Source organism: Xanthomonas sp. PPL134 (assembly GCF_040595915.1).
Classification (GTDB): Bacteria; Pseudomonadota; Gammaproteobacteria; order Xanthomonadales; family Xanthomonadaceae; genus Xanthomonas_A; species Xanthomonas_A indica.
On sequence record NZ_JAMDLL010000010.1, the window covers coordinates 1 to 26874 of the forward strand.

The window sequence follows — 26874 nt, forward strand, 5'->3', positions numbered from 1 at the left end:
CGTCCGAAAGGACGGGGATTTTTTATTGCGCGTGAAAAAACAGCGCGACGCGAGCTGGCGTTGGAAGTGCGGCCGAACCTCGCAATGGCGGATCGGCGAGGCGCTGCCCGCCCCGTACCCTCACCCCAACCCCTCTCCCGGCGGGAGAGGGGCTCGGTTCCTTCCTTCTCCCGTCGGGAGAAGGTGCCCTCGCGGGGGCGGATGAGGCCAAGCCGCTCGACCACCTCCCGCGCCGCTGTGCCGCCCGGTGAGATGCGCAATGGCGCGCATCGAGACTTGTTGCGTCGCAGCCCTGCGCGATGCCATGGCTGAGCGCCGGCGTTCCGATGCCGGCGGGTGTGGCGGGACTAGCGCGGTGAATCGGGCAATGTGCTGATCGCCAGGCGCCAGGACGGCGTGCCGTGGCCGAGCTGTTGGGCCAGCCGGGCGCAGGCGGGGTCGTAGGCTGCGGCAAGCACCAGCAGCGATTCCGCGCCCTCCGCTGCGTACGGCGTGCCGATCACGTGCCCGGCTTCGCCGTTGTCCGAGCGTGCCTTGTCGAACGGCACCTGGCTGCCGACGAACTCGGCGTGGCTGCGTTCGCCGCGCAGATACGGCAGTAGCCAGTCGACGCTGCGCGCCAGCGACGCGCCGTTGGGTGCGCGCCAGTGGTAGAGGTCCTCGCCGCGTTCGGAGAACAGCAATGCCAGCGTCACCAGCGGGCGCAGGTCGTAGACGTGATAGGACAACGCATCGCGTTCGACGAAATCGATGCTGCGGCCGTCGGGCAACAGGTTGTCGGCGATCTGCTGGCGAAAGCCGGTCCGGGCGTAGTCCAGCAACCGGGTGTCGTCGAGCGCGGCGCCGATCATGCCCACGGTCTTCAGGCGATGGCTATGCCAGTTGTTGGTGGCGGTCTTGCGTTTGAGATCGCGCGAACCGATTTCGGCGTCGGCGATCCGCCGCATCCACGCATCGATGGCGCGGCGCTGCGCATCCGGCAGCGCCGGGCGGACGATGCGATAGGCGAAGATCGCCGGTTCCAGCCCGGTTTCGTCGATCGGGTTGCCGTTGGGCACATTGCGCGCGGCCCATTGCGCGAGTTGGTCGCCGGCCGCCAGCGCGTCCGCGCGCTCGCCGTCCAGGGCGTAGCGCAGCGCCAGCGCCTGGATGCGCGGCATGTCGCCGAGGCTGGCTTCGGTCGCGGCCTTCACCGGATCGCCGTGCAGGCGGCCGCCGGTGCTCAGGGTGTCGAGCGGGTGCGCGCCTTGTGTACGCGCCGCATCGGCCAGCCGGGCCTGCGCTGCCTCGACCTGGCGCCAGGCCGGATCGGTGGCGGCCGACGTGTGCAGCCGTTGCCACTGCTCTGCGGTCGGCCACAGCCGCTGCACCGCGGCGGCGGGCGCGCTGTGCGCCAAGGCGAGTCCGGCGAGCATCACGCCAAGAAGGGCGTGCGATGGACGAGACATGGCGATCTCCGGAGCCAGGTGGGCGAGCGTTGTCGGGCGACTGTAGGCGCGGTGCGGTGAACGGGGGATGGCCTGATTGCCAGCGTGCGCTCCGGTTTCCATATGACGAATGGACGATCGGCGCCAGCGCGGCGTCATTCTCGACAGGCTGGTTTAGGTGAGGTGCGCCGAGTCGTTGTAGCAACGATATGCGTGTCGCCGCGAGGAGCGGGAGCATGGGAGTAGCAGCGGCTTCAGCCGAGACCTGCATTCCCCGCAAGGACCGCCTGCGGTCGCGGCCACGACAGGCGTGTCTAAATCAGGCATTCCGATGGCCTTCGCGCCAGACCCATCCACGTCGCGCTTGATCACCACGTCGCTTGCGGGAGGTCGCAGCACTAGAACGGTGGCCATCGAAAACCGTGGCGATCGAATGCCTGCCGAAGCGCCAAGTCGTGCATCGTCCGCCGGAAGGGGCGCTTCGCGCTCCGGACCCTCACCCCAACCCCTCTCCCGATGGGAGAGGGGCTTTGGTCTTTCCTTTTCCCCTAGAGGCCATGGCCCTTTTCGGGGAAAGGTGACAAGGGGCGGATGAGGATACGGGCGATGTCTCATGGCGTCGGTGTGCACAACCGGCTGCGTCCACCCTGCAACGCACTGCCTTATCGCGCCCGATCCAGCAACCAGAGTTCGACGCGCTCGTTGCGCGTCTTGGCCGCGGCGTCTTCGCCGCCGACCAGCGGACGCAGTGCGCCGAGGCCGCGCACCCGTTCCACGGCGACGCCGCGTTGCACCAGGTACGCGGCAACCACGTCGGCGCGGTCGTTGCTGGCGATGGTCGGGTACAGGCGGTTGGCACTGTCCGGCGTGGCGAAGCCGATCACCGCCAGGGCGCGGCCGCGCATCGCCGGCTGCTGCATGAAGGCGACCAGCCGGTCCAGGTCCTGGGCGCTGCGCGCCTCGTACATCCCGTTGAGCGAGTGCAGGCTGAAACGCAGCGTGGTGGTCAGACGCCGGGCGCCGGCGATGGCCTGGTCACAGGCCGCGTCGGTGCGGACAGCGGCGCTCCCGCTTGGCGGTGTGGTGGGGTCGACGTCGATCGTCATGGGGATCGGACCGAGCCGGCGCACCAGTTGCTGCGCCGGCGGGCCGATCGCATACAGGGCCAGGCTGCGGCCGAGCGCCGACATCATCTGCCCGCCATACAGGCTGTAGCGCTGGACCAACGGATAGTCTTCGCCGCGCACTGCCGCCGCGGTCGGGGCGACGGCGAGGCCGCCATCGGCGATGGCCAGGGCGCGCGTGCCGGCCGGCACCGGTGTGGTCAGCCCGACGATCGCCAAGGCGTCGGGATGGCCGACGATGGCGCGCGCGGCCTCGGCCTGGTCGGCATGCAGGATTTCCGCCGACGCGTGCAGCGCCGGCAGCGCCAGGCGCTCGCGCAGGAAATCGTCGAGTCCGCCATGCACGGCGCTGCGATGGAGTGCGATCGGCAGGTCCGCACCGCCGAGTTGCGACCAGCGGGTCACTCGCCCGCTGAGGATGTCGCGCAACTGACCCACGCTCAGCATCGCGATGGGGTTGTCGGCGGCCACCAGGATCCGCGCACCGTCCAGGGCCACGACGAACTGCTGGTCCGGCGAGGCCAGATCGCCGAGCTGCCAGGCGGCCTCGCGCTCGCGCGCGTCGGGCTGGCGCGCCAGCATCGCCAGTTCGGCCTCGCCATGCACCAGGTCGGCGAGGCCGGCGGCCGAGCCGGTGCCGGCGATCTCGACCACCAGCGGCGCATCGTCGCGCACCGCGGCGATCTCCAGGGTCGTCGCATCGACGCGACGCCGTTGCAGTTGCCGATAGCCCATGCTCTGCAGCCAGGATTCCACCAGCGCCGGCATCAGCCGCGCGCCGAGGCTGTTGGAACCGTGCACACGCAGGCGCTCGGCCGGCTGCGCAGACGCGGACGGCAGCGCGCACAGCGCTGCTGCGCCGAGCAGCAGGCGCAGGATGAAACGCAACATGGGATCCCCCCTGGGATCTGGACAGGCGCGGCAGTGTTGGCGATCGGCGTGACATCGCAGTGGCTGTGCGTACGGTCACGCACGCCAGCGCAGCGTCGCGGCGCGCCCTGTCTGCTGTCCACGCGCGACGCGATCGCGCGCGATGACCGCGCGCGTCAGTCCGGGGCGATACGGCGTGCGGCGGCCTGTGCCCAGCGCGCGGCGATCACCGGCGAGGTGATGCACACGGCGCTGTCGGTGACCGTGGTCACTGCGCGTTCCAGCAACTGGATGTCGGCCTCGTGCTGGCGCGCGACATGCGGATCCTCGAAGAAGATCGCGCGGTGGCAGCGCCGCTCCAGCACGCGATCGGCGATCTGCGCGTCGCCGCCCATCGGGCCGCTCTGGTAGCGGTGCACCCACTCCTGGCCCTGCGGCCAGCCGCGGCTCCAGGCCAGTTCGTTGAGCCGCTGGCCAGTGGTGCCGGTGGCCACGCGTTCGGCGAAGCGCGACAGCAGGTCGAAATGCGCGCTGGCGAACGCCAGCATCTGCGGCTTCATCGCGTCGTGGGCGATCAGCGCCAGGGTCTGCCGCTGCAGCGCGTACAGATTGTCGGCGCCACGGTCCGGCGGCAGCGCGGCGTGGATGCGCTCCATCTCCACCCAGTCGCGGGCGCTGGCCACGGTCGAAATGAACGGCTTGCCGTGGATCACGCACTGGCGCTTGAGCGCGATCGCCTCGGGGAAGATCGAGGATGGGTCGACCGGATCGATCAGGTAGACGGCGCCGTCGAGGGTGCGTTCGGCGCCTTCCAGGCCCACGACTTCGGCCACCAGCTTCATCAGTCCGCCTTCGCGGCCGAACGGGTAGCGCCTGAGGCCGGCATAGCCGTTCAACAACCCGACGCGCACGATCGCCTCGTGGGTGCGGCCGACCGCATGCAGGCCGAGCTGCAGCTCGCGGATGCCGGCTTCGCTGGCGCGCAGCCAGCGGAACAGCGCGGCATCCTTGCCCTGGTGGTGCAATCGGTTGGCGGCCAGGCCCAGGCGCATGCGTCGATCCGTGCGGGAAAGGTGCGACAGTCTGCGCCCGTCGCGGGGCCGACTCAATCGCCGCGCGATCGCCGTGCCGCCGCCGCGGACCCCGGCCTTGCCGCAGTCATTGCGTGACCTGCTGCGCGCGTACCGCCAGCACGTCCATCTGCGGCTTGTCGGCCCCGCTCTTGTCCGGTTGCAGGTTGAACGCATAGTCGCTGCGCCACCACGCACCGCCGGCCCAGGCGGTCCAGCCCAGCCAGACGTCGCCGTTGGCGTGGACGTAGTCGAGCATGGTGTCGAGCGCGGCCAGGCAGGTGGCGTCGCTGCTGCCGCCGAACTCGCCGAGGAAGCCGCGATAGCCGTTGGCGCGCAGCCATTGGGTGAACCCTTGCAGCCGCTCCGTGCCGATGGTGGTGCTGACGCAGGCGGCGCTGGTGCCGGAGGAGTCCGGATCCAGGTACTGATGCACCTCGAACGCCAGGTTGCCGGCGGGATCGTGGACCGTCAGCAACCCTTGCGCGTTGGACACGCCGTACCAGGTGCTGTTCCAGCTGTGCGCGCCGCTGAAGGCGGTGCCGGGCACCAGGATCAGATTGTCGGCGCCGGTGCCGCGGATCGCGTCGATCGCCGCCTGCGCGATGGCCGCCCAGTCGCCCGACGCCAGACCGTTCGGCTCGTTCATCAGCCCGAACACCACGCTGCTGTCGTTGCCGAACACCAGCGCCAGGCGCCGCCACAGATCGGCCAGCGCCGCCGCCGGCACCGCGTCGCCGCCGATACGCACGCCGTTGTACTTGGCGTAGTTGTGCACGTCCAGGATCAGCTGCAGGTCGTAGCGCTTGGCGCGCGCGACGGCGGTGCGCAGGGCGTCGAGCTGCGCGGTGTCCAGCGGGCCGTTGGCCTGCGGCTGCAGCCGCTCCCACAGGAACGGCAGGCGCACGATGTTCATGCCCTGCGCCGCGGTGTACGCATAGTCGGCGTCGGTGGGATACACATAGTCCTTGAACAGCACGCCGGGCTTCTTCGCCGAGTTGAACTCGGCACCGGCCAGGTTGATGCCGGCATAGCGCAGCGTTTGCTGCGCGTGGGCGAACGGCACGCAGGCGGCCAGGAGCAGGCACAGCGCGGCGCGCTGCCGCCATTGCGGGGAGCGGAAAAAACGGGAATTGCGTGGCATGGCGGATCCTTCGTGGGGAAAGAGCGGCAGGCGCCGCCGCGATGCGGCGTGCGCGGCCGTGCACCACGCTGCAACCGCCATGCCAGAGCGATCGTGGTCATCGCAAATGTGCGACGCATTGCACGTCGCAGGTCACGCGGGCAGCTCTACTCGCCCGCGTGCGCACAATCCGCTGGATGCAGCTTGCCCTGTGGGAGCGGCGCAGCCGCGACGACGCGTTCGCGGTAAAGCCCGCCTCGGCTGATCTCGCAAGAAAGCGTGAGCGCCGCTCACGCAACACGTCCCGACGTGACGCGCGGTGCCTATGTGTCGGCGCGCGCCGCGGTGTTGTTCCGCATGGCGTCGCGCGCGTGTACCGCTTCCGGCAGCGCCACGTTCAGCGCGTGATGCGCTGTGCCCAGGGCGCGAGGATCGCCATCTGCGGACGGTCATGGCCGTCGGCGTCGGGCTGCACGTTGAACGGATAGTCGGCGCGCCACCAGGCGCCGCCGGCCCAGTAGCTCCAGCCCAGCCACAGCGTCGGGTGCTGCGCGATGTCGGCGAGCATGCCATCGAGCGCGCGCCGGCAGACCGGATTGTCGGCGGCGCCGAATTCACCGAGGAAGCCGAGGTGGCCGGTCTCCTGCAACCATCCGGTGAACGCGCGCAGGCGTTCGGCGCCGATGTCGTCGCTGACGCAGACCGGGCTGGTGCCGCTGGAATCGGCATCGAGGTATTGGTGCACTTCGATCGCCACGCGCTGCAGCGGATCGTGCAGCGTGGCCAGCGCGCTGGCGTTCGAGGTGCCGTCCACCGGCGTGTACCAGCTATGCGCGCCGGTCCACAGCGCGCCCGGCACCAGGATCAGGTTGCTGGCGCCGGTGGCGCGGATCGCATCGACCGTGGCTTGCGCGGCGTCGGCCCAGGCGGCGGGGCTGATGCCGTGCGGCTCGTTCATCAGCCCGAATACCACCGCGTTGTCGCTGCCGTAGGCGCGCGCCAGACGCTGCCACAGGTCGACGAAGGCGGCGACCGGCAGGCCGGCGCTGCCGATGAGGTGGCCGTCGTAACGCGCGTAGTTGTGGATGTCCACGATCACGTACATGCCCTGCGCCTTGGCTTGCTGCACGGCGTCGTCGATCAGCGCCAGTTGCGCCGCGTCGAGCGGACCGCGCGGCTGCGGTTGCAGGCGTTCCCAGCGCACCGGCAGGCGCAGCAGGTTCATGCCCTTGCCGGCGAAATAGGTGTAGTCGCTGCTGCGCGGATAGGTGTAGTCGACGCCGAGGACGCCGGGAATCTTCGACGGCGTGATTTCGGCGCCGGACAGGTTGACGCCGGCCAAACGCAGCGCCTCTTGCGCCTGCAGCGACGGCAATGGAACGGACAGGCACAGCAGCAGCGCGGCACGCCATGCGTGCCGCGACCGCCGACGCAAGGTGCGCGCGATCATGGTGGGTCTCCTTCGGCATCAAGGGGGAACCCGGCCGATGGAACTGCAGGCCGGGCTGATGACAACGGTGTGCGGACACCGTAGTGCATTGCCGAGGGAGAGGCGATGCGTCGCAGGCACGCATGCATGGATCTGTGCCGCGATTGGCAGCGCGAACCGGTACTGGATCGCGCTGCATGGGCTGTGCCAGGCGTGCGTGTCGTGCACGCTGCACGCGTCGTGTGGTGATCGGCGAGGCGTTGCCGGCGCGCAACGCCGGCAACGGCGGCTCACTTCTTGCCGGTGATCTGACGGGCGTACTTGGACAGGATCGGCATCTGCGGCTTCTCGCTGCCGTCCTTGCCGGGCTGCACGTTGAACGGATAGTCGGGCTTCCACCATGCACCGGCCGCCCACCAGGTCCAACCGAGAATCACGTCGTCGTTCTTCTGCATGTAGCTGAGCATGTTCTCCAGCGCTTGGTTGCAGGTGGGCGTGTTGGCGGTGGCAAACTCGCCGATGAAGCCGACCTTCTTGTTCTCGCGCAACCAGCTGACGAACCCGGCCAGCTTCTCGGCACCGGCGGTGGCGCTGACGCACTCGCCCTTGGTGCCGCTGCTGTCGCGGTCCAGGTACTGGTGCGCTTCGAACGCCATGCGGTTGCGCGGATCCTTCAGCGGCTGCAGCGCCACCGCGTTGGGCGTGCCGTAGGCGGTGCTGCGCCAGCTGTGCGCGCCGGTGTAGGCGGTGCCCGGCACCAGGATCAGGTTGTTGGCACCGGCCTTGCGGATGGCGTCGATCGCCGCCTGCGCCGCACTGGCCCAGTCGGTCGAGGACACCGCGTTGGGCTCGTTCATCAGCCCGAAGATGACGTTGTCGTCACCCTTGAACTCCTTGGCCAGGCGCCGCCACAGATCGGCGAACACGTCGTCGGGGGCGCCCTCGCTGCCGACCAGCGCGCCGTTGTACTTGGCGTAGTTATGCGGATCCAGGATCAGGTACATGCGGTTGGCCTTGGCTTGCTCCACCGCCTTCTTCAACAGCGCCAGTTGCGCCGGATCGAACTCGCCCTTGGCGGTGGGTTGCAGGCGTTCCCACAGGAACGGCAGGCGGATGGTGTTCATGCCCTTGCTGGCGAAGTAGGCAAAGTCGCTGGCGGTCGGGTAGGTGTAGTCCTTGTACAGCACGCCGGGCTTCTTGCCGGAGTTGAACTCGGCGCCGGACAGGTTGACGCCGGCGTACTTGAGCACGCTGCGGCCTTCGGCGGCAGCGTTGCAGGCGACGGTGGCGAGCAGCAGCGCCAGCGGCAGGGAACGCCAGCGCGGGGAACACGACGAGGAAAGCGGCATGGGGGAGCTTCCTTGGGTGAGGGGAGGCGCCGACCGCGTCGGGGGAGTGCGGACGGCAGGCGCAAGCGTGCAAGGATCGCCCCCGGGATCGCCAGCCTGCACGCACCCGTGTTAGCCCAGCATTCACCTGGCGCGGACGGGGGGTGCGCGGACGTCGCCAGCGTCACCGCGCGCGCGTGGTTCAGCTGCCAACAGCGGCGTGACCATTGTCGCGTTCGCGCGTTGTTGTTGCAGCCGTCCGCGTCAGGTCGGGCGCGTCGCGAGAGGTCGCGCAAACGGATGCGCGCACCGGATGCGCCGCTCGAGCCGCGGAGCTCGGCGAAGACATGGATCATGCGGTCTGACGCTGCGCTTTGGGCACGCAGTCATCCGCTTCGCCGACGTTGCCGTTGCCGAAGCCTGCGCCCCGGCAGCGCCGCTCAGGCGGCCGCCTGGGTCGTCACCGGCAGGCGGTTGCCGATCCACGCGGCGATGCTGGCCGCGGCATCGCGGCCTTCGGCCACCGCGGTCACCACCAGGTCGGCGCCGCGGACCGCGTCGCCGCCGGCGAACAACTTGGGGTTGGTGGTCTGGTACGGCAGGCGGCCGCTGCCGTCGGACTCGCTGCCGCCGGCGAGGATGCGGCCGTTGACGGTGCCTTCCACGCCCTGCGCCGCCAGCCACTCGGGCACGCTCGGCGAGAAGCCGAAGGCGATGATCACCACGTCCGCGTCCAGCAGCGATTCGCTGCCTTCCACCGGCACCGCCGCCTGGCGTCCGCGCGCGTCCGGCTCGCCGAGCCGGGTCTGCACCACGCGCACGCCGGCCAGGTTGCCGGCGGCGTCGGCTTCCACCGCCAGCGGCTGGCGGTTGAACAGGAAGCGCACGCCTTCCTCGCGCGCATTGGCCACCTCGCGCGCCGAGCCGGGCATGTTGGCCTCGTCGCGGCGGTAGGCGCAGGTGACCTTGGCCGCACCCAGGCGGATCGCGCTGCGCACGCAATCCATGCCGGTGTCGCCGCCGCCCAGCACCACCACGCGCTTGCCGCTCAGGTCGGGTAGCGCGATCTTGTCTTCCCAGCCGGCGATTGGCCGGCCCCAGGGATCGTTGCCGCCGACGATGCGGCTGTTCTGCACCAGGAACGGCAGCGCCGGCAGCACGCCGGGCAGGTCCTGGCCGGGCAGGCCGCCGTCGGTGTAGCGGTAGGCGCCGGTGCCCAGGAACACCGCGTCGTACTCGCCGAGCAGCTGTTCCAGGCTCACGTCGCGGCCGATCTCCACGCCCAGGCGGAACTGCACGCCCATGCCTTCGAGCACCTCGCGGCGCTTGCCGATCACGCTCTTGTCCAGCTTGAAGCTGGGGATGCCGAACTGCAGCAGGCCGCCGATCTGCTCGTAGCGGTCGTACACCACCGCCTGGATGCCGGCGCGGGCCAGGCGGTCGGCGCAGCTGAGCCCGGCCGGACCGGCGCCGATCACCGCCACGCGCTTGCCGGTGGGTTCGACCTGGCTCAGGTCCGGGCGCCAGCCGTTGTTGAGCGCGGTATCGACGATGTACTTCTCGACCGCGCCGATGGTGACCGCGCCGAACTCCTCCAGCGTGCAGCTGCCTTCGCACAGGCGGTCCTGCGGGCATACCCGCCCGCACACTTCCGGCAGCGGGTTGGTGCTGTGGCACAGCGCCGCGGCTTCCTCGATGCGGTTCTCCTGCACCAGTTGCAGCCACTGCGGGATGGCGTTGTGCACCGGGCACTTCCAGCTGCAGTACGGGTTGCCGCAATCCAGGCAGCGCCCGGCCTGGTACTGCGCATCGGCCTTGTCGAACTTGCCGTACAGCTCGTTCCAGTCGCCGGAGGTGCGTAGTTCCACCGGAATGCGCTGTGGCATCTGTCGCGGCAGGTCGAGGAACTGGAAGGCGTGCTTGCGGCTCATAGGGCTGGGAATCGCGAATGGGGAATGGGGAATGGCAAAAGCCAATCTGCGTGCACGGTAGGAAACGGGGAGAACCGGGCCTTTACCATTCCCGATTCTCCATTCCCGATTCCCGGCGCCGCCATCAGGCGGCGCGCCGCAGCGACTCGGTCAACGACTCGATGCTCGCCGCCTTCGGTTTGACCAGCCAGAACTTGCCGACGTAGTCGCGGAATTCGTCGAGGATCTGCTGCGCCCAGATGCTGCCGGTCAGTTCGCGGTGGCGGCTGATCAGCTTGTGCAGGTGCTGGCGGTGGCTTTCGAAACCTTCGGCGGAGATGCGGTGGATGTCGATCAGTTCGTGGTTGTAGCGGTCGACGAAGTCGCGGTCCACGTCGAGCACGTAGGCCAGGCCGCCGGTGAAGCCGGCGCCGAAGTTCAGCCCGACCTTGCCCAGCACCAGCACGATGCCGTCGGTCATGTACTCGCAGCAGTGGTCGCCGGCGCCCTCGATCACCGCCAGCGCGCCGGAGTTGCGCACCGCGAAGCGCTCGCCGGCGCGGCCGGCCGCGTACAGTTCGCCACCGGTGGCGCCGTACAGGCAGGTATTGCCGATGATCGCCGTGCTGCGTGCCTCAAAGCGCGCGCCGCGCGGCGGACGCACCACCAGGCGGCCGCCGGCCATGCCCTTGCCGACGTAGTCGTTGGCCTCGCCTTCCAGTTCCAGGTGCAGGCCGCCGGCGTTGAACGCGCCGAAGCTCTGCCCGGCCGAACCCCGGAAGCGCAGGGTCAGCGGCGCATCGTCCATGCCGTGGTTGCCGTGGACGCGGGCGATGGTGCCGGACAGGCGCGCGCCGATCGAACGGTCGGTGTTGTGGATCAGGAAGCGATGGTCGCCGCCGCGCTTGTGCGCGATGGCGTCGGCGAGCAGGCCGTCCATCTGCGTGGCCAGGCTGTCCGGCGATTCGTACAGGCGCTGCGCGGCGCAGTGGCCGCCGTCGTGGCGCACGTCCTTGAGCAGCCGCGACAGGTCCACGCGCACGCCTTCGCGCGGCGAGATGTCCAACTGCTGCAGCAGTTCGGTGCGGCCGACGATCTCGTCCAGCGAACGCACGCCCAGGTACGACAGCCATTGCCGCACTTCCTCGGCCAGCAGGCGGAAGAAGTTCTCCACGCGCTCGGGCAGGCCGACGAAGTGGTTGGCACGCAGGCGCTCGTCCTGGGTGGCCACGCCGGTGGCGCAGTTGTTGAGGTGGCAGATGCGCAGGTACTTGCAGCCGAGCACGATCATCGGCCCGGTGCCGAAGCCGAAGCTGTCCGCGCCCAGGATCGCCGCCTTGACCACGTCCAGGCCGGTCTTCAGGCCGCCGTCGGTCTGCAGGATGGTGCGCGCGCGCAGGTCGTTGGCGACCAGCGCCTGGTGCGACTCGGCCACGCCCAGTTCCCATGGCACGCCGGCATAGCGGATCGAGCTGACCGGGCTGGCACCGGTGCCGCCATCGTGGCCGGACACGGTGATCAGGTCGGCGCCGGCCTTGACCACGCCGGCGGCGATGGTGCCCACGCCGGCATGGCTGACCAGCTTCACCGACACCAGCGCGCTGGGATTGACCTGCTTGAGGTCGTAGATCAGCTGCGCGAGGTCCTCGATCGAGTAGATGTCGTGGTGCGGCGGCGGCGAGATCAGGCCGATGCCGGGCTTGGCGTAGCGCAGCCGCGCGATCAGTTCGTTGACCTTGTGGCCGGGCAGCTGGCCGCCTTCGCCGGGCTTGGCGCCCTGCGCGACCTTGATCTGCAGCACCTCGGCGTTGACCAGGTACTCGGGGGTGACGCCGAAGCGGCCGGAGGCCACCTGCTTGATCTTGGAGCGCTTCTCGGTGCCGTAGCGCGCCGGGTCTTCGCCGCCTTCGCCGGAATTGCTGCGCCCGCCGAGGCGGTTCATCGCGATCGCCAGCGCCTCGTGCGCTTCCGGCGACAGCGCGCCGAGACTGATCGCGGCGGTGTCGAAACGGCGCAGCAGGTCCTCGGCCGGGGCCACCTCGTCCAGCGGCGTCGGCGTAGCGGCGCGCTTGAGCTGCAGCAGGTCGCGCAGGGCGGAGGCCGGGCGCCCGTGCACCGCGGCGGCGTAGGCGTCCCAGTCGGCCTGCAGGCCGCTGCGCGTGGCGCGCTGCAGGGTCAGCACCACGTCCGGGTTGTACATGTGGTACTCGCCGCCGTGCACGTACTTGAGCAGGCCGCCCACTTCCGGCTTGAGCAGGTCGTTCCAGGCGCGCGCGGCCAGTTGCCGCGCCTCGGTGTCCAGCCGCGCCAGGCCGACGCCGCCGATGCGCGCGGCGGTGTCCGGGAAGCACAGCGCCACCACGTCCGGATCCAGCCCGACGATCTCGAACAACTGCGCACCGCGGTAGCTGGCGATGGTGCAGATGCCCATCTTGGAGATGATCTTGGACAGGCCCTTGTAGATGCCCTTGCGGTACTTGCGGCCGATCTGGGTCTGCTCGCCGCCGCTCTTGAGCATGAGGATGCCGCGCCGGCCCAGGTCGAACAGGGTCTGGTAGGCCAGGTACGGGTACACCGCGGTGGCGCCGAAGCCGAGCAGGCAGGCCATGTGGTGCGGATCGCGCGCGGTGCCGGTCTCGATGATCAGGTTGACGTCGCAGCGCAGGCCGACCCGCGAGAGGTGGTGATGCACCGCGCCGGTGGCCAGCAGCGCATGCGCCATCGGCCGCTCCGGCACCGGGTAGCGGTCGGTCAGCAGCAGCATGACCTTGCCGTCGCGCGCGGCCTGTTCGGCCTCGGCGCAGATGCGCCTGAGCCCGGCCTCCAGGCCTTCCTCGACGCTGTAGGACAGGTCGATCTGCGCGTTGCGGGTCTGGTACTGCTCCATCTTCAGCAACTGCCGCAGCTTGCGCTGGCTGAGCACCGGCGAGTTGAGGATGACGTGGTTCACCGTCTCCGGGCCGGCATGGAAGATGTTGGTCTCCTTGCCGAGCTGGGTGGTCAGCGACATCACGCAGTCTTCCCGCAACGGGTCGATCGGCGGGTTGGTGACCTGCGCGAAGGCCTGGCGGAAGTAGTCGTACAGCGGCCGGGTGTGGCGGCTGAGCACCGCCATCGGGGTGTCGTCGCCCATCGAGCCGGTGGCTTCCTGCTCGGTCTCGGCCAGCGGCCGCAGCACCTGCTCCACTTCCTCGGTGCTGAGCTGGAACAGCTTGTGATAGCTGCGCAGGGTGCGCTCGTCGAACGGCTCCTCGACCAGCGAGGGGTCGATCAGCTCGGTCTGCAGGTAGGTCACGCCCTGCTGCAGCCACTGCTTGTACGGGGCGCGGCCGCGGTTGATGCGGTCGATGGCATCGGAATCGAGCAGGTCGCCGCGCTTGAGGTCGATGGCCATCATCTCGCCGGGGCCGAGCTTGCCCTTGCGGGTGACGCGCTCGGCCGGCAGTTCCCACACGCCGGCTTCGGAGGCGACCAGGAAGTGCCGGTCGGAGGTCAGCATCCAGCGCGCCGGGCGCAGGCCGTTGCGGTCGAGCATGCACGCGGCGTAGCGGCCGTCGCAGGCGACGATGCCGGCCGGGCCGTCCCACGGCTCGGTGTTGAGCCCGTAGAACTCGTAGAACGCGGCCAGGTCGGCGTCCTTGAACTCCAGCGACTGGGTGGCCGGCGGCACCAGGATGCGCAGCGCCTGCAGCAGGTCCATGCCGCCGGCGACCAGCAGCTCGAGCATGTTGTCCAGGCTCTGCGAATCGGAGCCGTGCATGGAGATCACCGGGTCGAACTCGGCGATGTCGAAGCGCGGGGTCTTCCACACCTTGCTGCGCGCCTGCGCCCAGTGCCGGTTGCCCTCGATGGTGTTGATCTCGCCGTTGTGGGCGAGCAGGCGGAACGGGTGCGCCAGCGGCCAGCGCGGCAGCGTGTTGGTGGAGAAGCGCTGGTGGAACACGATGGCGCTGGAAGCCAGGTCGTTGCGCTGCAGGTCCGGGTAGAAGGTGCTGAGCTTGTCCGGCAGCACCATGCCCTTGTAGCTGATGCCGTTGGGCGAGAGCGTGGTGACGTAGAAATCGGCGACCTCGCGCAGGCGCTGCTCGGCGCGGCGGCGCGCCAGGAACAGGGCCAGGGCGAAGGCGTCCTCGCCTTGCTCGGCGCCGGCATCGACGAACACCTGCTCGATGCGCGGCAGGGTGTCCTTGGCCAGCTGTCCGCACACCGCATCGTCGGTGGGGGTGAGGCGCCAGCCGCACGGCTGCACGTCGACGCGGCGCAGTTCCTCTTCCAGCACCTGGCGGCAGCGCGCGGCATCGTCCGCGTCGCGCGGCAGGAACACGTTGCCGGCGGCGAAGCGCGCGCCGACGCTCAGGCCGGCCTCGCGCGCCAGCGCGCGCAGGAACGGCTCGGGTTTGCGGATCAGCAGGCCGCAACCGTCGCCGGTGAGGCCGTCGGCGGCGACGCCGCCGCGATGGGTCATGCGCGACAGGGCGGCGATGGCGGTATCCACCAGCGCCCGCGAAGGTTGGTCGTCGAGTTGCGCGACCATGCCGAAACCACAGGCATCGCGCTCGTCTTGGGGGTCGTAGAGCCCGTGGCGGTTGCGGGGGGCCATGTCTGCCTCTGAAAGCGATCCGAAGGAACGCGGCGACACTCGCCCCCGCTCTCTCCTGGAGCGCTTCTTGAGGTCACCGGAATCTCGACTAAAACATAGTTGGTGCGGTGCCGCAATACACCGTTACACCTGCAACTTCAGCGCTGGCGGCGGCCGTGTCGCCGCCGCCGCGCCGGGCTCTTGGCCGAGCGCTCAGCCGCAGCGCACGCCGGTGATCTGGTTCTTCTCGTCGACCTCGATATTGAGCCGTTCGCCGTTGAACTCCATGGTCACCGCCTGGTTCGGCTTGAGCACGCGCACGCTCTTGGCGCCGGTGTCGCTGCGCGCCTGGTCCAGCAGCGCCTGTTCGGCAGCCTGGCCGACCAGCCCCTGTGCCTGCGAGGCATCGCAGGTTCCGACCGGCGGCGCGTCCGGGGCATTGGCCGGGTCCGGCGCGGCGGCCTGCTGCGCGGCGGCCTGGGCCTTGGCGGTCACCTGTTCCTGCTCGTCCGGCGGCGGCGCGCCGCAGGCGGCCAGGGCCAGCGCCAGGCAGGCCGTGCCGAGCAGGCCGACACGCGTGGACGCACGGGAGGAAAGGGGTGTGCTCATCGGGGCTCCTGATGGATGGAGGGAGGATGGGTGCAGCATAGAGCGTGTGATGCCCGTGAGACGAGTGCGGAGCGCTTGCGATGTGGTGCGAAGGCGTGCGCCCTGGCACCGCCCTGGGCCGCACCCCGCAGACCACCCCGCTCCGCATCGCGCACAGGCACCGCCTCTTGCCTCCACGTCCATGACACGCACCAGAACGTGCGCCGCGCTTTGAGACCGGCTGCGGTCATCGGCGGCGAACGGCACCGCCGATGCGCCCACGGCCGTTGTGGTGTCTGCCGGCGCGACGCACGTCCAACACCACCAGCATCGGACATGGCGCGTTCGCCACACGTTAAGCGGTGCAACGGCCCGGCATCACGCGCCGTAGCCGTTGCGCTGTCGACAATCCAGGCTCGTGGAACCGACGGCGCGGGCCGCGGTTCCGGCTTCCGGAGGTCCGATGTCCAACCCGTCCCGTTCCACCGCCGCGGCCGAGGCGGCGCGTGCCCGGCAGTCCCGCCAGGCCGCCAGCAGCGCGGGCCTGGTCTACGTCAGCGACCAGGAGCCGGGCATCGTCCGTCGCCGTGCCGGCAAGGGCTTCGGCTATCGCATGCCCGACGGCAGTGCGGTGCGCGACGCCGCCACCCTGCAGCGCATCCGCCAGCTGGCGATCCCGCCGGCCTATACCGAGGTGTGGATCTGCACGCGCGACAACGGCCACCTGCAGGCCACCGGCCGCGACGCGCGCCGGCGCAAGCAATACCGCTACCACGCCAACTGGGCGCAGGTGCGCGGCGACGGCAAGTTCGAGCGCATCGTCGCCTTCGGCCAGGCCTTGCCACGGCTGCGTCGGCGCCTGCGCCGCGACATGGCGCTGCCCGGCTACCCGCGCGACAAGGTGCTGGCGATGGTGGTGGCGCTGATGGCCGAGACCCTGGTGCGCGTGGGCAACGCCGAATACGCGCGCAGCAACCGCTCCTATGGCCTGACCACGCTGCGCAACCGCCACCTGGCCTTCGTCAAGGGCGGCCGCGCGCGGCTGCAGTTCCGCGGCAAGGGCGGCCAGGAGCACGATATCGAGGTCGACGACGTGCACCTGGTCAAGCTGATCCGCGGCTGCCAGCAGCTGCCCGGGCAGGCCCTGTTCCAGTACCGCGACGACGATGGCCAGCTGCAGCCGGTGGATTCGGGCGAGGTCAACGACTACCTGCGCGAGGCGATGGGCGACAGCTTCACCGCCAAGGACTTCCGCACCTGGGGCGGCACCCGCGCCGCGCTGCAGCGGCTGGCCGCGCTGCCGCTGCCGGACACGGGCGGCGAGCGCGCGCTGGCGCAGGCGCAGAACGCGGTGATCCGGGAAGTGTCCGAGGCGCTGGGCAATACCCCGGCGGTGTGCCGCAAGGCCTATATCGATCCGTGCGTGTTCGACGGCTGGCGCTGCGGCCGCCTGCACGGCCTGTGCGAGGGCGTGCGCGGCGAGCGGCAGTGGGATCTGATCACGCTGAAGTATCTGGGGCGGGCACGCACCGCGGCACGCAAGGCGGCCAAGGCGGCCGGCCGCACCGCGGCGAAGGCGCCGCCGCTGCGCAAGGTTGCTCGGACCACGCGCAAGGGCGCGGCGGCGAGCGCGCAGGGCAGCGGTCATCGCGGCAAGCGCAAGGCCGCACCCGGGGCCCGCAAGCGCGCCTGAGCGGCTGACGCTGCGTCAGCCGCGGCACGCCGGCCCGGCGACGCGGATCAGCCGCAGTAGACGGTGGTGATGTTGTTGGTCGGGCCGATCTCGACCGTCAGGCGGTCGCCGCCGGTTTCGCGGGCGCCACGGTTGGCGCTGTCCACGCCGCTGGAGGTGGCGCCGTTGTCGGTGACGCTGCTCTTGACCACCTGCACCTTGAGGCTGTCGCTGTCGACGCGGGCGCGTTCGACGGTCATGCGCGAGGCGGCCAGGCCGACCGCGCCGCGTACCTTGTCGATATGGCATTGGCCGGAGATGACGCCGTCGATCGGCTGCACCTGCGCCACCTGAGTGGTGCTGCAGGCGCCGAGCAGCAGCACGGCGGCGAACGGGGCAAGGCGGGCGAGCGGGTGGCGGATCATGGGGCGTCTCCTTCGATCGATGGCGCGAGCCTGTCGCGGCGCATGTTTGCGCGGCATGAAGAGATCGCCCCGGTGGTTTCACCGGTCGTGGCCGCCGGCGGGGCCAGACTCGGGGTTCCCCCAGCAACCGGAGCCGATCATGGCCACCTGCGATGTCTGCGGAAACGACTACGACCAGGCCTTCACCCTGACCCAGGGCGCGCGCAGCGGCACCTTCGATTCGTTCGAGTGCGCCATCCACGCCTTCGCCCCACGCTGCAGCCACTGCGATTGCCGCATCGTCGGCCACGGCGTGCAGGCCGGCGAGCGCATGTTCTGCTGCGCGCACTGCGCCCAGCACGCCGGCGTCAGCGGTCTCGCCGACCGCGCCTGAGCGACGCCTCTTCCTTCCGTTCGAGGAGGGCTGCGCCACCGCGTCCTCCTCCCGCATCCGGAGTATTGCCGATGGCCTCCCGCAAGCGTCCTGCCGCCACCCCGTCCGCCCCGTCGAAGCGCAGCAGTGCCTCGTCGTCCAGCGCCAAGACCGCGCAGCAGCAGCGCGCGCTGCAGCGCGCGGTCGATGCCGGCGACGCCAAGCCCAAGCCCAAGCGCGCCAAGCCGGGCGACGCCGGGCAGGCCGGGCCGCGCAAGCAGCCGCAGCGCATGCCTAAGCAACACCTGGCCAAGCCGGGCAACGAGCACGAACTGGCGCTGCAGCCGCGCTTCGAGGCGCCCGAGTACGTGGGCAGCGGCAAGCTGCGCGGCATGAGCACGATCGTGACCGGTGCCGACTCGGGCATCGGCCGCGCGGTGGCGGTGCTGTTCGCGCGCGAGGGCGCGGATGTGGCGGTGCTGTACCTGGACGAACACGAGGATGCGCAGGTCACCCGCCAGCACGTCGAGAACGAAGGCCGCCGCTGCATCACCATCGCCGGCGACGTGAAGGATCCGGCGTTCTGCGAGGACGCGGTGGCGCAGACTGTGCGCGCCTTCGGCGGGCTCGACGTGCTGGTCAACAACGCCGCCTTCCAGTTGCATTGCGATGCGCTGGAGGACCTGAGCGAGGAACATCTGCAGGAGACGCTGCAGACCAACATCGCCGGCTATTTCCATATGGCGCGCGCGGCGCTGCCGCATCTCAAGCGCGGCGCGGCGATCGTCAACAGCGGCTCGGAAACCGGGTTGTTCGGCAGCAAGTCGCTGCTGGACTATTCGGCGACCAAGGGCGCGATCCATGCCTTCACCATGGCCCTGGCCAGCCAGTTGCAGCCGCGCGGCATCCGCGTCAACGCGGTCGCCCCGGGGCCGGTGTGGACGCCGCTCAATCCGGCCGACAAGCCCGCCGAGGATGTGGCCGAGTTCGGCAAGCAGAACCCGATGGGGCGCCCGGCGCAGCCGGAGGAACTGTCGCCGGCCTATGTGTTCCTGGCGTCGCCGATTACTGCCAGCTACATCAATGGCGCGATCCTGCCGGTGATGGGTGGGCCGACGGGGTAGTTGCGGGGTGGGATGGTGGCCAGTGCGTTGGCTAGCGGTCGGACCCTCACCCCAACCCCTCTCCCGGGGGGAGAGGGGCTCGTGACTCCCTTCTCCCGCTGGGAGAAGGTGCCCCGCAGGGGCGGATGAGGGAGCGGGTCGCTCGTGTCATTCCGGCAGTCCGGACATCTGCCATGCTCAGTCCGACTGCACGAGGCTGCGCCCGTACCCTCACCCCAACCCCTCTCCCGGAGGGAGAGGGGCTTCACTTCTCCGCTTCGGCCCAGCGCGCCAGGTTCTGCTTCAGCGCGTCGATCCCGGCCCAGGGATCCTTGCGTCGCCGTTTCAGCTTGCCCGGCACGTCGCGCAGTTTGAAGGCGTCGGCGCGGTGCAGCTTGGGCAGGTCGCTCCAGGCCAGCGGCATCGCCACCGGCGCGCCGGCGCGCGCGCGTAGCGAGTACGAGGCCACCGCGGTGGCGCCGCGGCCGTTGCGCAGGTAGTCGACGAAGATGCGCTGGTTGCGCAGGCGCTTGCTGGCGGTGGCGAGGAAGCGCTCGGGTTGCGACTGCGCCAGGGCGTCGGCGAAACCATGGGCGAAGCGCTTGGTCAGGTCCCAGTCGCAGCCCGGCGCCAGCGGCACCACCACGTGCAGGCCCTTGCCGCCGGACACGCGCAGGAACGACTCCAGCTCCAGTTGGGCGAGCAGCTTGCGGATGTCGGTGGCCGCGCGCTTGACCTCGGCGAACGGCACGTCCGGCCCTGGGTCCAGGTCGAACACCACGCGGTCGGCCACGTCCGGGCGCTGCGCATGCGCGCCCCAGGGGTGGAACTCCAAGGCATTGAACTGCACCAGTTCCAGCAGCCCGGCCGCATCCTCGACCACCAGATACTCGGCCTGGGTGCCGCTCTCCTCCTTCAAGCGCACCGACGACACCAGCTCCAGCCCGGCGGTGTGGTGCTTCTGGAAGAAGCACGCGCGTTCGGCGCCGGCCGGGCAGCGGATGATCGACAGCGGGCGTCCGGCAATCTCCGGCAGCAGGTGGTCCATCACCGCGTTGTAGTAGTCCCAGACCTCGCGCTTGGTCGCGCCGATGTCGGGGAACACGACCCGGCCCGGGCTGGACAGGGGCGGCGGCGTGCGCGCGCTGTCGACCGCTGCGGCGCCGCGCTTGGCGCTGGCGGCCTTCGCGCCGACCGCCTTTGCTGCCTTGGTCGCCTTGGCCGTTTTGCCCGTCTTGGCCTTCCTGGCCGGCGGTGTTGCGCGCGCGGCCGCCGCGCGCGGCGCCGGTGCGTCGTGATCGCCCAGGTCGGCGATGTCCTTGTCCGGGCGCACCGCCTTCAGCGAGGCCTGGCGCAGCAATTGTTGCCCGCCGATGCCGCGGTAGAACACTTCCACCACGAAGCGCGGCGCGAACCAGCGCGCGCTGCTCAGGTCGGTCTCGGTGGTCGGCACGTGCACGCTGGGCGTGGCGCTGCCGGCCTTGCCGATCAGTGCGGTCACCTCGCGCAGCAAGGCGTCGGAGAAGCCGGAGCCCACGCGCCCGACGTACAGCCAGCCGTGCTCGGCATCCGGCCGCGCCAGCAGCAGCGAGCCGAAGCCGCTGCGGCTGCCCTTGGGCGCGGTATAGCCCACCACCGCGAATTCCTCCGAACGCAGTTGCTTGGTCTTGCGCCAGTCGTCGCTGCGGCCGCCGTGGTAGCCGCGGTCGGCGCGCTTGGAGACGATGCCTTCGAAGTGCTGCGCGCCGGCGAGCTGGAACGCCGCGTCGCCATCGCCGTCGATGTGCGAACTGAAGGCCAGGTGCGCATCGGCGCCCTGCAGCAGCCGCTGCAGAAATGCCTTGCGCTCGGACAGCGGGGCGGCGGCGATGTCGATCCCGTCCAGGTGCAACAGGTCGAACAGGGCGAGCGCCAGCTTGCCCTGGCGCTCGCCGGACAGCACCGCCTGCAGCAGGTTGAAGTCCTCCTTGGTCCCCTTGCCGGCGATCAGTTCGCCGTCCAGCGCCGCCGAACGCAGGCCCAGTGCGGCGATGGCGTCGCGGATCTCGGGAATCTTGTCGGTCCACTCGATCGCATTGCGCGACCACAACCGCACTACGCCGTCGGCGACGGTGGCCAGGATCCGATAGCCGTCCCACTTGATCTCGTGGATCCAGTGTTCGCCCTGCGGCGGCGCGTCGCCGAGCCGGGCGAGTTGCGCGGCGAAGGGCCCGTCCGGTGCGGCGGCCGGCACAGCCGCGGGCAGCGCCTGGGCGAGCTTGGCCCAGTTCGTCCGGCGGCCCTTGCGGACCGGTGCGGCGACGACCGTGGCCTTGCGTTTGTCGGGTTTGCCGGCGCCGGCACGCTTGACGTCCTGCGCCGGCGCCGCGGTGACATCGGCCAGCAAGTCGTCGGCCTCCAGGTCGCCGGCGAAGGCATCGTCCTCCTTGAACAGCAGCCACTGCGGCTGCCGCGCCGGCTTGCCCGAGCGCACCAGGTGCCAGCCGCCCTTGAGCTTGTCGCCGAACAACTCGAAGCGCAGGTGACCCTTGGCCAGCTGCGCTTCCGGGTCGTGCGCGCTGCTCCACACGCCGTGATCGAACTGGGCGACGTGGCCGCCGCCGTATTCGCCCTGCGGGATCTCGCCCTCGAACGTGGCGTAATCCAGTGGATGGTCTTCCACTTCCACCGCCATGCGCTTGACCTTGGGGTCGTAGCTCGGTCCCTTGGGCACCGCCCAGCTCTTCAGCGCGTCGCCGACCTGCAGGCGGAAATCGTAATGGCGGCGGCTGGCGTGATGCAGCTGCACGACGAAGATCGGCCGCTGCCCCGCCGGCACCGGCTTGCCCGGCTCCGGTTCGCGGGTCTTGTCGAAGCGGCGCTTGCGGCGGTAGTCGGCGAGGCTCATGGCGCGGGCCTGGCCCGCGTCACTTGCGCAGGTGCGCGCGGACCGCCGCGGCACTGCTGCCCACGGCCTGCACGGCGGCGCGCAACTCGTCGGCGGACACGCCCAGCGCCTGCGTCCAGTAGCGCACTTCGTAGTCTTCGTGGAGGTTGATGCGGTCGCGGTCGGGCGAACCGGTGTTGCGGGGATCGTCGCTCATGCCGATGTCCTGCTGTCCAGAAGCCGCTGCGGTCGCGGGGCGCCACGGGTGGCGGCGAGTGCCGACGGACGCGGCATGCGTCGGCGGACCGGTGCGGAAACTTCTAGTCGCGCCGGCGTGGCATCGCCGTGAACGCCGTGTCAGCCCGATGCATGCGCGCCGCTGGCGTGCACGCGCGTGCCGCTCCCTCAGAACGCCAGCGACGTACTGAACAGCAGTTGCCGCGGCGCGCTGCGCTGCAGCGTCTGGTAGTCGCCGGCGAACGCCGAGCCGGCGATGTTGGCGGTGCCGATGTTGTGGCGGTCGAGCAGGTTGCTCACGTCCAGGCGCAGTTCCAGGCCCGGCAGCCGGCTGTCCGCGCCCAGCGTGTAGGCCGTGTACGCGTTGACCTGCCAGAACGCCGGCACGCGCAGGTCGTTCTCGTAGGTGAAGGGCTGATGCAGGTACTCGGTGCTGGTGGCACCGAGACGCCAGTGGCGCAGGTGCGCCGACAGGTCGCTGACCAGCGACAGTTGCGGATAGCCTGGCTGCGCCTTGCCCTGGATCGGGTAGACGCTGCCGTCGACGACGACAGCGCGGTCGTACACCGAGCGCGCCAATGCCACGCCCTGGTAGAACTGCAGGTGCGGCGTCAAGTCGGCGGTCACGCCCAGGTCGGCGCCGAACGTGTGCATCTTCGGCATCACCTGCACCGTGTTGACCTGCGCGAACTGGGTGCCGACCGCGGCGGACAGCAGGCGGTGGCGGATGTCGCCGTAGAACACGTCCGCGGTGACGGTGGCGCGGTCGAGGCGATGGGTGCCGCCGACGGTAAGGTTCCAGTCCTGCTCCGGCTGCAGGTGGCGGGCGAGACGGTCGAACGTGGCCTGGTCGGGGACGGTCCAGGCCGAGGCGGTATAGCCGATGTTGCCGCGCTGGGCGACGCGGAAGCCGTTCATGGTGCTGCCCAGGTCGATGAAGCCATCGGTCTGCGTGGTCGGGCTCCAGAACAGCGACAGGTGCGGCAGGAACGCGCTCCTGGCGCGCAGCGTGCCGGACGCGGGCCGGTCCGGTGCATCGCCGACACCGCCACCGCGGGTGCGGAAATCCACTGCTTTGGCGCCCACGCCCAGCACCAGCGTGTCGCTCAGTGCGATGTCGTCGTGCACGTACGCCTGGCGCGCGCGGGTGGTCCAGTGCGAGGCGTTGTCGGTCTTGAACGCCGGGCCGTACGTGTCCCACGGCCCGATGGTGCGCAGCGGCCGGCCTTGTCCCAGCAGCGGCTCGCTGTACCAGAACGTCGCCGCGTCGGCGGTGGAGCGCTCGGCCCAGAGGCCGGCGCTGAGGGTGTGGCGGCCGATCAGGTAGGTCAGGCTGAGCAGGCCGCCGCTGCGCTGCAGGTGCGGCGCCTGCACCTGCTCGGAGAACGGCGCACCGTCGGGCGAGGGCGTGGTCGGATCGTTCAGCGTGGCGTGGGTGCGGCTGCGCGCGCTGTAGACCTGCACGCGTCCGCTGAGCGCGTCGGAGATGTGGAAGTCGTGCGCGAGCGAGGCGATGCGGTCGTCGGTGACCTGGCCGGTGTCGTACGGCAACAGCCCGGCCAGCGTGCCGCAGCTATAGGCGCCGCAGGACGCACCGGCGTTCTGCGGCAGGGCGACCGCATAGGCCTTGGCGTAGTCGGGATAGACGCTGTCGGCGTGCCAACCGAGCTTGTCGAGCATGTCGAAGGACAGGTTGTTGTAGCCCCACATCGCCGCGTGGCTGGCGGACAGGAACATGGTGAACGTGCCCCAGGCCACGTCCTGCGTCGCCTTCAGGTCGCCGCGCAGGAAGCGTTGGGTGCCGCCGCCCTGGTATTTGTCCGCGCCCAGCCGTTGCAGGTCGACCTGCAGCTTCGGGCCGGTATCGCCGAGTTGCCCGCTCTGCGCCGAAACCGTGGTGACCCGGGTCGCGTCGCTGCCCACCCCCTGCTTGAGGCGCAGGCCGGGCGTGTCCTTCGGCTCGCCCAGGCGGTACTCCAGCGCGCCGCCGTTGGCGCTGCTGGAGAACACGCTCACCGGCGCCGCACCGGGGCTGACCGTGATGGTGCCGATGGCGTCCGGCACGCCGACGTTGACCACGCTGGTCCCGGTCAGCGACAGGAAACCGCTGTCGTTCAACGGCACGCCTTCGAAGGTGATGCCCATTTCGTTCATGCGGAACCCGCGCACGAACAGGCTGGTGGCGGAGACGTCCAGGCCCAGGCCATCGGTGGCGGTATAGCTGGCGCCGGGCACGGTCTTCAGCCGCGCCAGGCCGTTGCTGCCGGCGAGGTCGGCGTCCATGTCGCCGGCATTGATGACATAGCGGTTCGGGCCCACCACCTGGGTGGGCGCCACCGCGGCCGCATGCGGCGAGGCCACCACGTCCAGCGCGGACAGCGTGGTGGGGGTGGTGCCGGGATCGGCGCTGGTGGCCGCCTCCGCGGCATGCGCCGCCGACGCGGCGAGGCAGGCGCCCAGCGCCGCGGACAGCACCGACGGCGTGCCGGGCCGAATGCGGCGATGCGGTGCGGGCAGCGGTAGAACGGCGACACGAAGATGGGAGGAAGTCACATGCATGGCGGGTCCAGCGTGCAGGGGAAGCGGTGCCGCAGGCGCGCACCCAGCGCTGGGCGGTGGCCTCGCGGCGGCCCGGCTGGCTGTGCGTTTGCGATGGGAGGGCGCCGGCGGTGCGGCGCGGACCAGGGATGTCGCGCGCGGCAGTTGCGGTGGCTCGCTCCGGATCGGTGGAGACGAACGGCGCATCCGCGCGACAGCGCACTTCCCGAGGTGAATGCAGCGGCGTGAAGCGATGCGGAGCATTCTTGCACCGCATGTGCGCTAGCACCATTGCGCGTTGGTACAGCCCTGCCTGCCCTGCGTATGTGGGGCGATACCTGGGTATAGGGCGTTCTCGTCCCTGCACGAACGGGGCGGATCGCGACGGACTTCTGCGGCGGGCGCGTGCATTGGTGGCGGCGGATGCCGACCTCGCCCCGCACGCCTGCGCGACGCGTGGACGACCGTTAGCCAAGGACCGACGCGACATCCGCCGGCATGCGATGTGGCACCACTGGGGCCTCCCCGACGGACGCCATCGCCAGCCTGCAGCCGACCGCCCGCCCATGACCTGCGGCCTATTGACGACAGTTGTCGTCATGGGTAGCTTTGCCGACACGTGTAGTCAACGGAGTGGGCGGATGCGCCGCAAATCGATCGGGGACCAGGAACTGGCCCTGCTGCAGTACATCGCCGAGCACGGCGATGCCAGCGTCGGCGAGGTCGCCGCCGGGTTCGGCGAGGCCCGCGGGCTGGCGCGCTCGACGGTGCTGACCATGATGGAGCGGCTGCGCGCCAAGGCCTATCTGCGCCGCCGCCAGGTGCAGGGGGTGTACCGCTACGCCGCCACCAGCGGCCAGGACGACGTGGTGCGCAGTGCGGTCGGCAGCTTCGTCGAGAAGACCCTGCAGGGTTCGGTGTCGCCGTTCGTGGCGTGGATGTCGCAGCGCGCCGAGGTCAGCGACACGGAACTGGCCGAACTGGAGGCCCTGGTGGCCAAACTGCAATCGCAACGGCGAGAGGACTGAGCCATGCACAGCCTGTTGGGGACGGACGTGTTCGAGAGCTTGCTGTCGCGGCTGCTGGCGACCAGTGTGCAGACGGTGGTGCTGGTCGCACTGATCTGGGCGCTGTGCCGCTGGCTGCCGACCCTGCCGGCGGCGACGCGTTGCCGGCTGTGGTGGCTGGTGGCCGCGCAGAGCGTGCTGGGCCTGCTGTGGGCCGGGGCGGTGCAGTTGCCGGTGCTGCCGGCCGCGCCGGCGCAGATGGCCGCACCGACGGCTATCGCCACGGCGCCGGCAATGCAGGCACGCGCGGCGACGCCGCCCGTGTCGATGTCGGCGGCCACGCCCATGCAGCTCAATGTCAATGCCACCGCCAAGGTGAGCGCCGGGACGCTCGCCTCCCCGCCGGCATCGGCCGCCGCGGCAGCCTGGCCGTGGGCGCAGGCGCTGGCGGCGTTGTGGCTGGCCGGCGTGCTGGTCTGCGCCGCGCACAGCGTCCTGGCCTACCGTCGCAGCCGCCAGCGTGCACGTGAGGCGGCGCCGTGCACCGACGCCGCCCTGCTCGGCGCGCTGCGCCTGGCGGCCGAGGCGCACGGCCTGCGCCAGCCGCCGCAGCTGCGGCTGTGTGCGCACATCGATTCGCCGCAGCTGATCGGGCCGTGGCAGCCGGTGCTGCTGCTGCCGGCGCGGCGCATGGCCAGCCTGCGCGCCGATGATCTGGACATGGCGCTGACCCACGAGCTGGTGCACCTGCAGCGCCGCGACCTGTGGTGGGGCCTGCTGCCGGCGGTGGCGCAGCACCTGTTCTTCTTCCATCCGCTGGTGCACCTGGCCAACCGCGAGTACGCCCTGGCCCGCGAGGCGGCCTGCGATGCGGCCGTGGTCGCCGGCCACCGTCATTGCCGTCACGACTACGCACGGCTGCTGGTGCAGCTGGGTGTGGCGCCGCGGCCCAGCGCCGGCCTGGCCAGCGCTTCGCCGACCTTCCTGAGCCTGAAACGGAGATTGCTGATGCTGCAGACCACGTCCGCTTTTCCGCGCCTGGGCGCGGCCCTGATCCTGACCGCAGTGACCGTGCTTGGCGTGGCGCCGTTGCGCCTGGTGGCCCAGCCCGGCCATTCCGTCGCGCCTGCCAGCAAGTCGGGTTCCGCTCATGCAGCGGCACCGACCGCCGCCGAGGCCGACGCCGCAGCCGAGGCGGCCGATGCGGCTGCCGAGGCCGCCGAGGC

17 protein-coding genes and 1 pseudogene are annotated in these 26874 nt (G+C 70.5%); 5 read left to right on the top strand and 13 right to left on the bottom strand.

Going from position 1 to position 26874, the window contains the following annotated elements:
• Positions 1-347: 347 nt before the first annotated feature.
• The 9 genes from M3U25_RS16225 to M3U25_RS16265 form a co-directional block, all read right to left on the bottom strand.
• On the bottom strand, positions 348-1586 hold the full coding sequence (locus tag M3U25_RS16225) for an alginate lyase family protein (RefSeq protein ID WP_355502075.1): 1239 nt from the start codon (positions 1584-1586) through the stop codon (positions 348-350).
• A gap of 503 nt (positions 1587-2089) precedes the next feature.
• Positions 2090-3442, bottom strand: coding sequence for a substrate-binding domain-containing protein (locus tag M3U25_RS16230; protein ID WP_355502077.1), 1353 nt, complete (start codon positions 3440-3442; stop codon positions 2090-2092).
• Positions 3443-3597: 155 nt separating this feature from the next.
• Entirely contained in the window at positions 3598-4473 is an 876-nt protein-coding gene (locus M3U25_RS16235; RefSeq protein ID WP_355502079.1) for a methylglyoxal synthase, read from the bottom strand.
• Between the two features lie 106 nt (positions 4474-4579).
• Positions 4580-5635, bottom strand: a complete 1056-nt coding sequence (locus tag M3U25_RS16240; protein ID WP_355502082.1) for a glycoside hydrolase family 5 protein — start codon at positions 5633-5635, stop codon at positions 4580-4582.
• 376 nt (positions 5636-6011) lie between these two features.
• The gene (locus M3U25_RS16245) at positions 6012-7064 is read right to left on the bottom strand and encodes a glycoside hydrolase family 5 protein (protein WP_355502085.1); all 1053 of its coding nucleotides are present in this window, start codon (positions 7062-7064) and stop codon (positions 6012-6014) included.
• A 269-nt stretch (positions 7065-7333) separates the two neighbouring features.
• Entirely contained in the window at positions 7334-8392 is a 1059-nt protein-coding gene (locus M3U25_RS16250; protein ID WP_355502087.1) for a glycoside hydrolase family 5 protein, read from the bottom strand.
• Positions 8393-8811: 419 nt separating this feature from the next.
• Positions 8812-10302, bottom strand: coding sequence for an FAD-dependent oxidoreductase (locus tag M3U25_RS16255; protein ID WP_355502089.1), 1491 nt, complete (start codon positions 10300-10302; stop codon positions 8812-8814).
• 124 nt (positions 10303-10426) lie between these two features.
• Entirely contained in the window at positions 10427-14881 is a 4455-nt protein-coding gene (gltB, locus tag M3U25_RS16260) for a glutamate synthase large subunit (protein ID WP_355502092.1), read from the bottom strand.
• 192 nt (positions 14882-15073) lie between these two features.
• The gene (locus tag M3U25_RS16265; protein WP_160947937.1) at positions 15074-15469 is read right to left on the bottom strand and encodes an I78 family peptidase inhibitor; all 396 of its coding nucleotides are present in this window, start codon (positions 15467-15469) and stop codon (positions 15074-15076) included.
• Between the two features lie 442 nt (positions 15470-15911).
• Between M3U25_RS16265 and M3U25_RS16270 the strand changes: the two genes are divergently transcribed.
• Complete coding sequence (locus M3U25_RS16270; RefSeq protein WP_355502095.1) at positions 15912-17141, top strand: DNA topoisomerase IB; 1230 nt, start codon at positions 15912-15914, stop codon at positions 17139-17141.
• A gap of 47 nt (positions 17142-17188) precedes the next feature.
• Here the strand turns inward: M3U25_RS16270 and M3U25_RS16275 are convergent, their stop codons facing one another.
• A complete protein-coding gene (locus M3U25_RS16275; RefSeq protein ID WP_209248234.1) occupies positions 17189-17545 on the bottom strand; it encodes a hypothetical protein in 357 nt (118 codons plus the stop codon).
• A 139-nt stretch (positions 17546-17684) separates the two neighbouring features.
• On the opposite strand from M3U25_RS16275, the gene M3U25_RS16280 reads away from it, so the two are divergent.
• Both M3U25_RS16280 and M3U25_RS16285 read left to right on the top strand, forming a co-directional pair.
• Positions 17685-17918, top strand: a complete 234-nt coding sequence (locus M3U25_RS16280) for a hypothetical protein (RefSeq protein WP_019797504.1) — start codon at positions 17685-17687, stop codon at positions 17916-17918.
• A 71-nt stretch (positions 17919-17989) separates the two neighbouring features.
• A complete protein-coding gene (locus M3U25_RS16285) occupies positions 17990-19021 on the top strand; it encodes an SDR family oxidoreductase (protein WP_355502098.1) in 1032 nt (343 codons plus the stop codon).
• A 244-nt stretch (positions 19022-19265) separates the two neighbouring features.
• Here M3U25_RS16285 and ligD read toward each other — a convergent pair whose 3' ends face one another.
• The 3 genes from ligD to M3U25_RS16300 form a co-directional block, all read right to left on the bottom strand.
• Positions 19266-21887: a DNA ligase D gene (gene ligD / locus M3U25_RS16290; RefSeq protein ID WP_355502101.1), complete on the bottom strand. Its 2622-nt coding sequence runs from the start codon at positions 21885-21887 to the stop codon at positions 19266-19268.
• Between the two features lie 19 nt (positions 21888-21906).
• Entirely contained in the window at positions 21907-22083 is a 177-nt protein-coding gene (locus M3U25_RS16295) for a DUF3606 domain-containing protein (RefSeq protein WP_019796493.1), read from the bottom strand.
• 188 nt (positions 22084-22271) lie between these two features.
• The gene (locus M3U25_RS16300) at positions 22272-24599 is read right to left on the bottom strand and encodes a TonB-dependent receptor (protein ID WP_355502304.1); all 2328 of its coding nucleotides are present in this window, start codon (positions 24597-24599) and stop codon (positions 22272-22274) included.
• Between the two features lie 683 nt (positions 24600-25282).
• On the opposite strand from M3U25_RS16300, the gene M3U25_RS16305 reads away from it, so the two are divergent.
• Entirely contained in the window at positions 25283-25669 is a 387-nt protein-coding gene (locus M3U25_RS16305; protein WP_017909741.1) for a BlaI/MecI/CopY family transcriptional regulator, read from the top strand.
• 3 nt (positions 25670-25672) lie between these two features.
• A pseudogene (locus tag M3U25_RS16310) lies at positions 25673-26860 on the top strand (M56 family metallopeptidase); the annotation flags it as partial.
• Between the last annotated feature and the right edge of the window lie 14 nt (positions 26861-26874).

What these genes read in the sequence shown, in the direction of transcription:
- ligD (WP_355502101.1), bottom strand. Translation starts at nt 21,887, where the DNA reads ATGAGCCTCGCCGACTACCGCCGCAAGCGCCGCTTCGACAAGACCCGC.
- M3U25_RS16280 (WP_019797504.1), top strand. Translation starts at nt 17,685, where the DNA reads ATGGCCACCTGCGATGTCTGCGGAAACGACTACGACCAGGCCTTCACC.
- M3U25_RS16285 (WP_355502098.1), top strand. Translation starts at nt 17,990, where the DNA reads ATGGCCTCCCGCAAGCGTCCTGCCGCCACCCCGTCCGCCCCGTCGAAG.
- M3U25_RS16305 (WP_017909741.1), top strand. Translation starts at nt 25,283, where the DNA reads ATGCGCCGCAAATCGATCGGGGACCAGGAACTGGCCCTGCTGCAGTAC.
- M3U25_RS16255 (WP_355502089.1), bottom strand. Translation starts at nt 10,302, where the DNA reads ATGAGCCGCAAGCACGCCTTCCAGTTCCTCGACCTGCCGCGACAGATG.
- M3U25_RS16235 (WP_355502079.1), bottom strand. Translation starts at nt 4,473, where the DNA reads ATGCGCCTGGGCCTGGCCGCCAACCGATTGCACCACCAGGGCAAGGAT.
- M3U25_RS16275 (WP_209248234.1), bottom strand. Translation starts at nt 17,545, where the DNA reads ATGATCCGCCACCCGCTCGCCCGCCTTGCCCCGTTCGCCGCCGTGCTG.
- M3U25_RS16240 (WP_355502082.1), bottom strand. Translation starts at nt 5,635, where the DNA reads ATGCCACGCAATTCCCGTTTTTTCCGCTCCCCGCAATGGCGGCAGCGC.
- M3U25_RS16250 (WP_355502087.1), bottom strand. Translation starts at nt 8,392, where the DNA reads ATGCCGCTTTCCTCGTCGTGTTCCCCGCGCTGGCGTTCCCTGCCGCTG.
- M3U25_RS16245 (WP_355502085.1), bottom strand. Translation starts at nt 7,064, where the DNA reads ATGATCGCGCGCACCTTGCGTCGGCGGTCGCGGCACGCATGGCGTGCC.
- M3U25_RS16225 (WP_355502075.1), bottom strand. Translation starts at nt 1,586, where the DNA reads ATGACGCCGCGCTGGCGCCGATCGTCCATTCGTCATATGGAAACCGGA.
- M3U25_RS16270 (WP_355502095.1), top strand. Translation starts at nt 15,912, where the DNA reads ATGTCCAACCCGTCCCGTTCCACCGCCGCGGCCGAGGCGGCGCGTGCC.
- M3U25_RS16265 (WP_160947937.1), bottom strand. Translation starts at nt 15,469, where the DNA reads ATGAGCACACCCCTTTCCTCCCGTGCGTCCACGCGTGTCGGCCTGCTC.
- M3U25_RS16295 (WP_019796493.1), bottom strand. Translation starts at nt 22,083, where the DNA reads ATGAGCGACGATCCCCGCAACACCGGTTCGCCCGACCGCGACCGCATC.
- M3U25_RS16230 (WP_355502077.1), bottom strand. Translation starts at nt 3,442, where the DNA reads ATGTTGCGTTTCATCCTGCGCCTGCTGCTCGGCGCAGCAGCGCTGTGC.
- gltB (WP_355502092.1), bottom strand. Translation starts at nt 14,881, where the DNA reads ATGGCCCCCCGCAACCGCCACGGGCTCTACGACCCCCAAGACGAGCGC.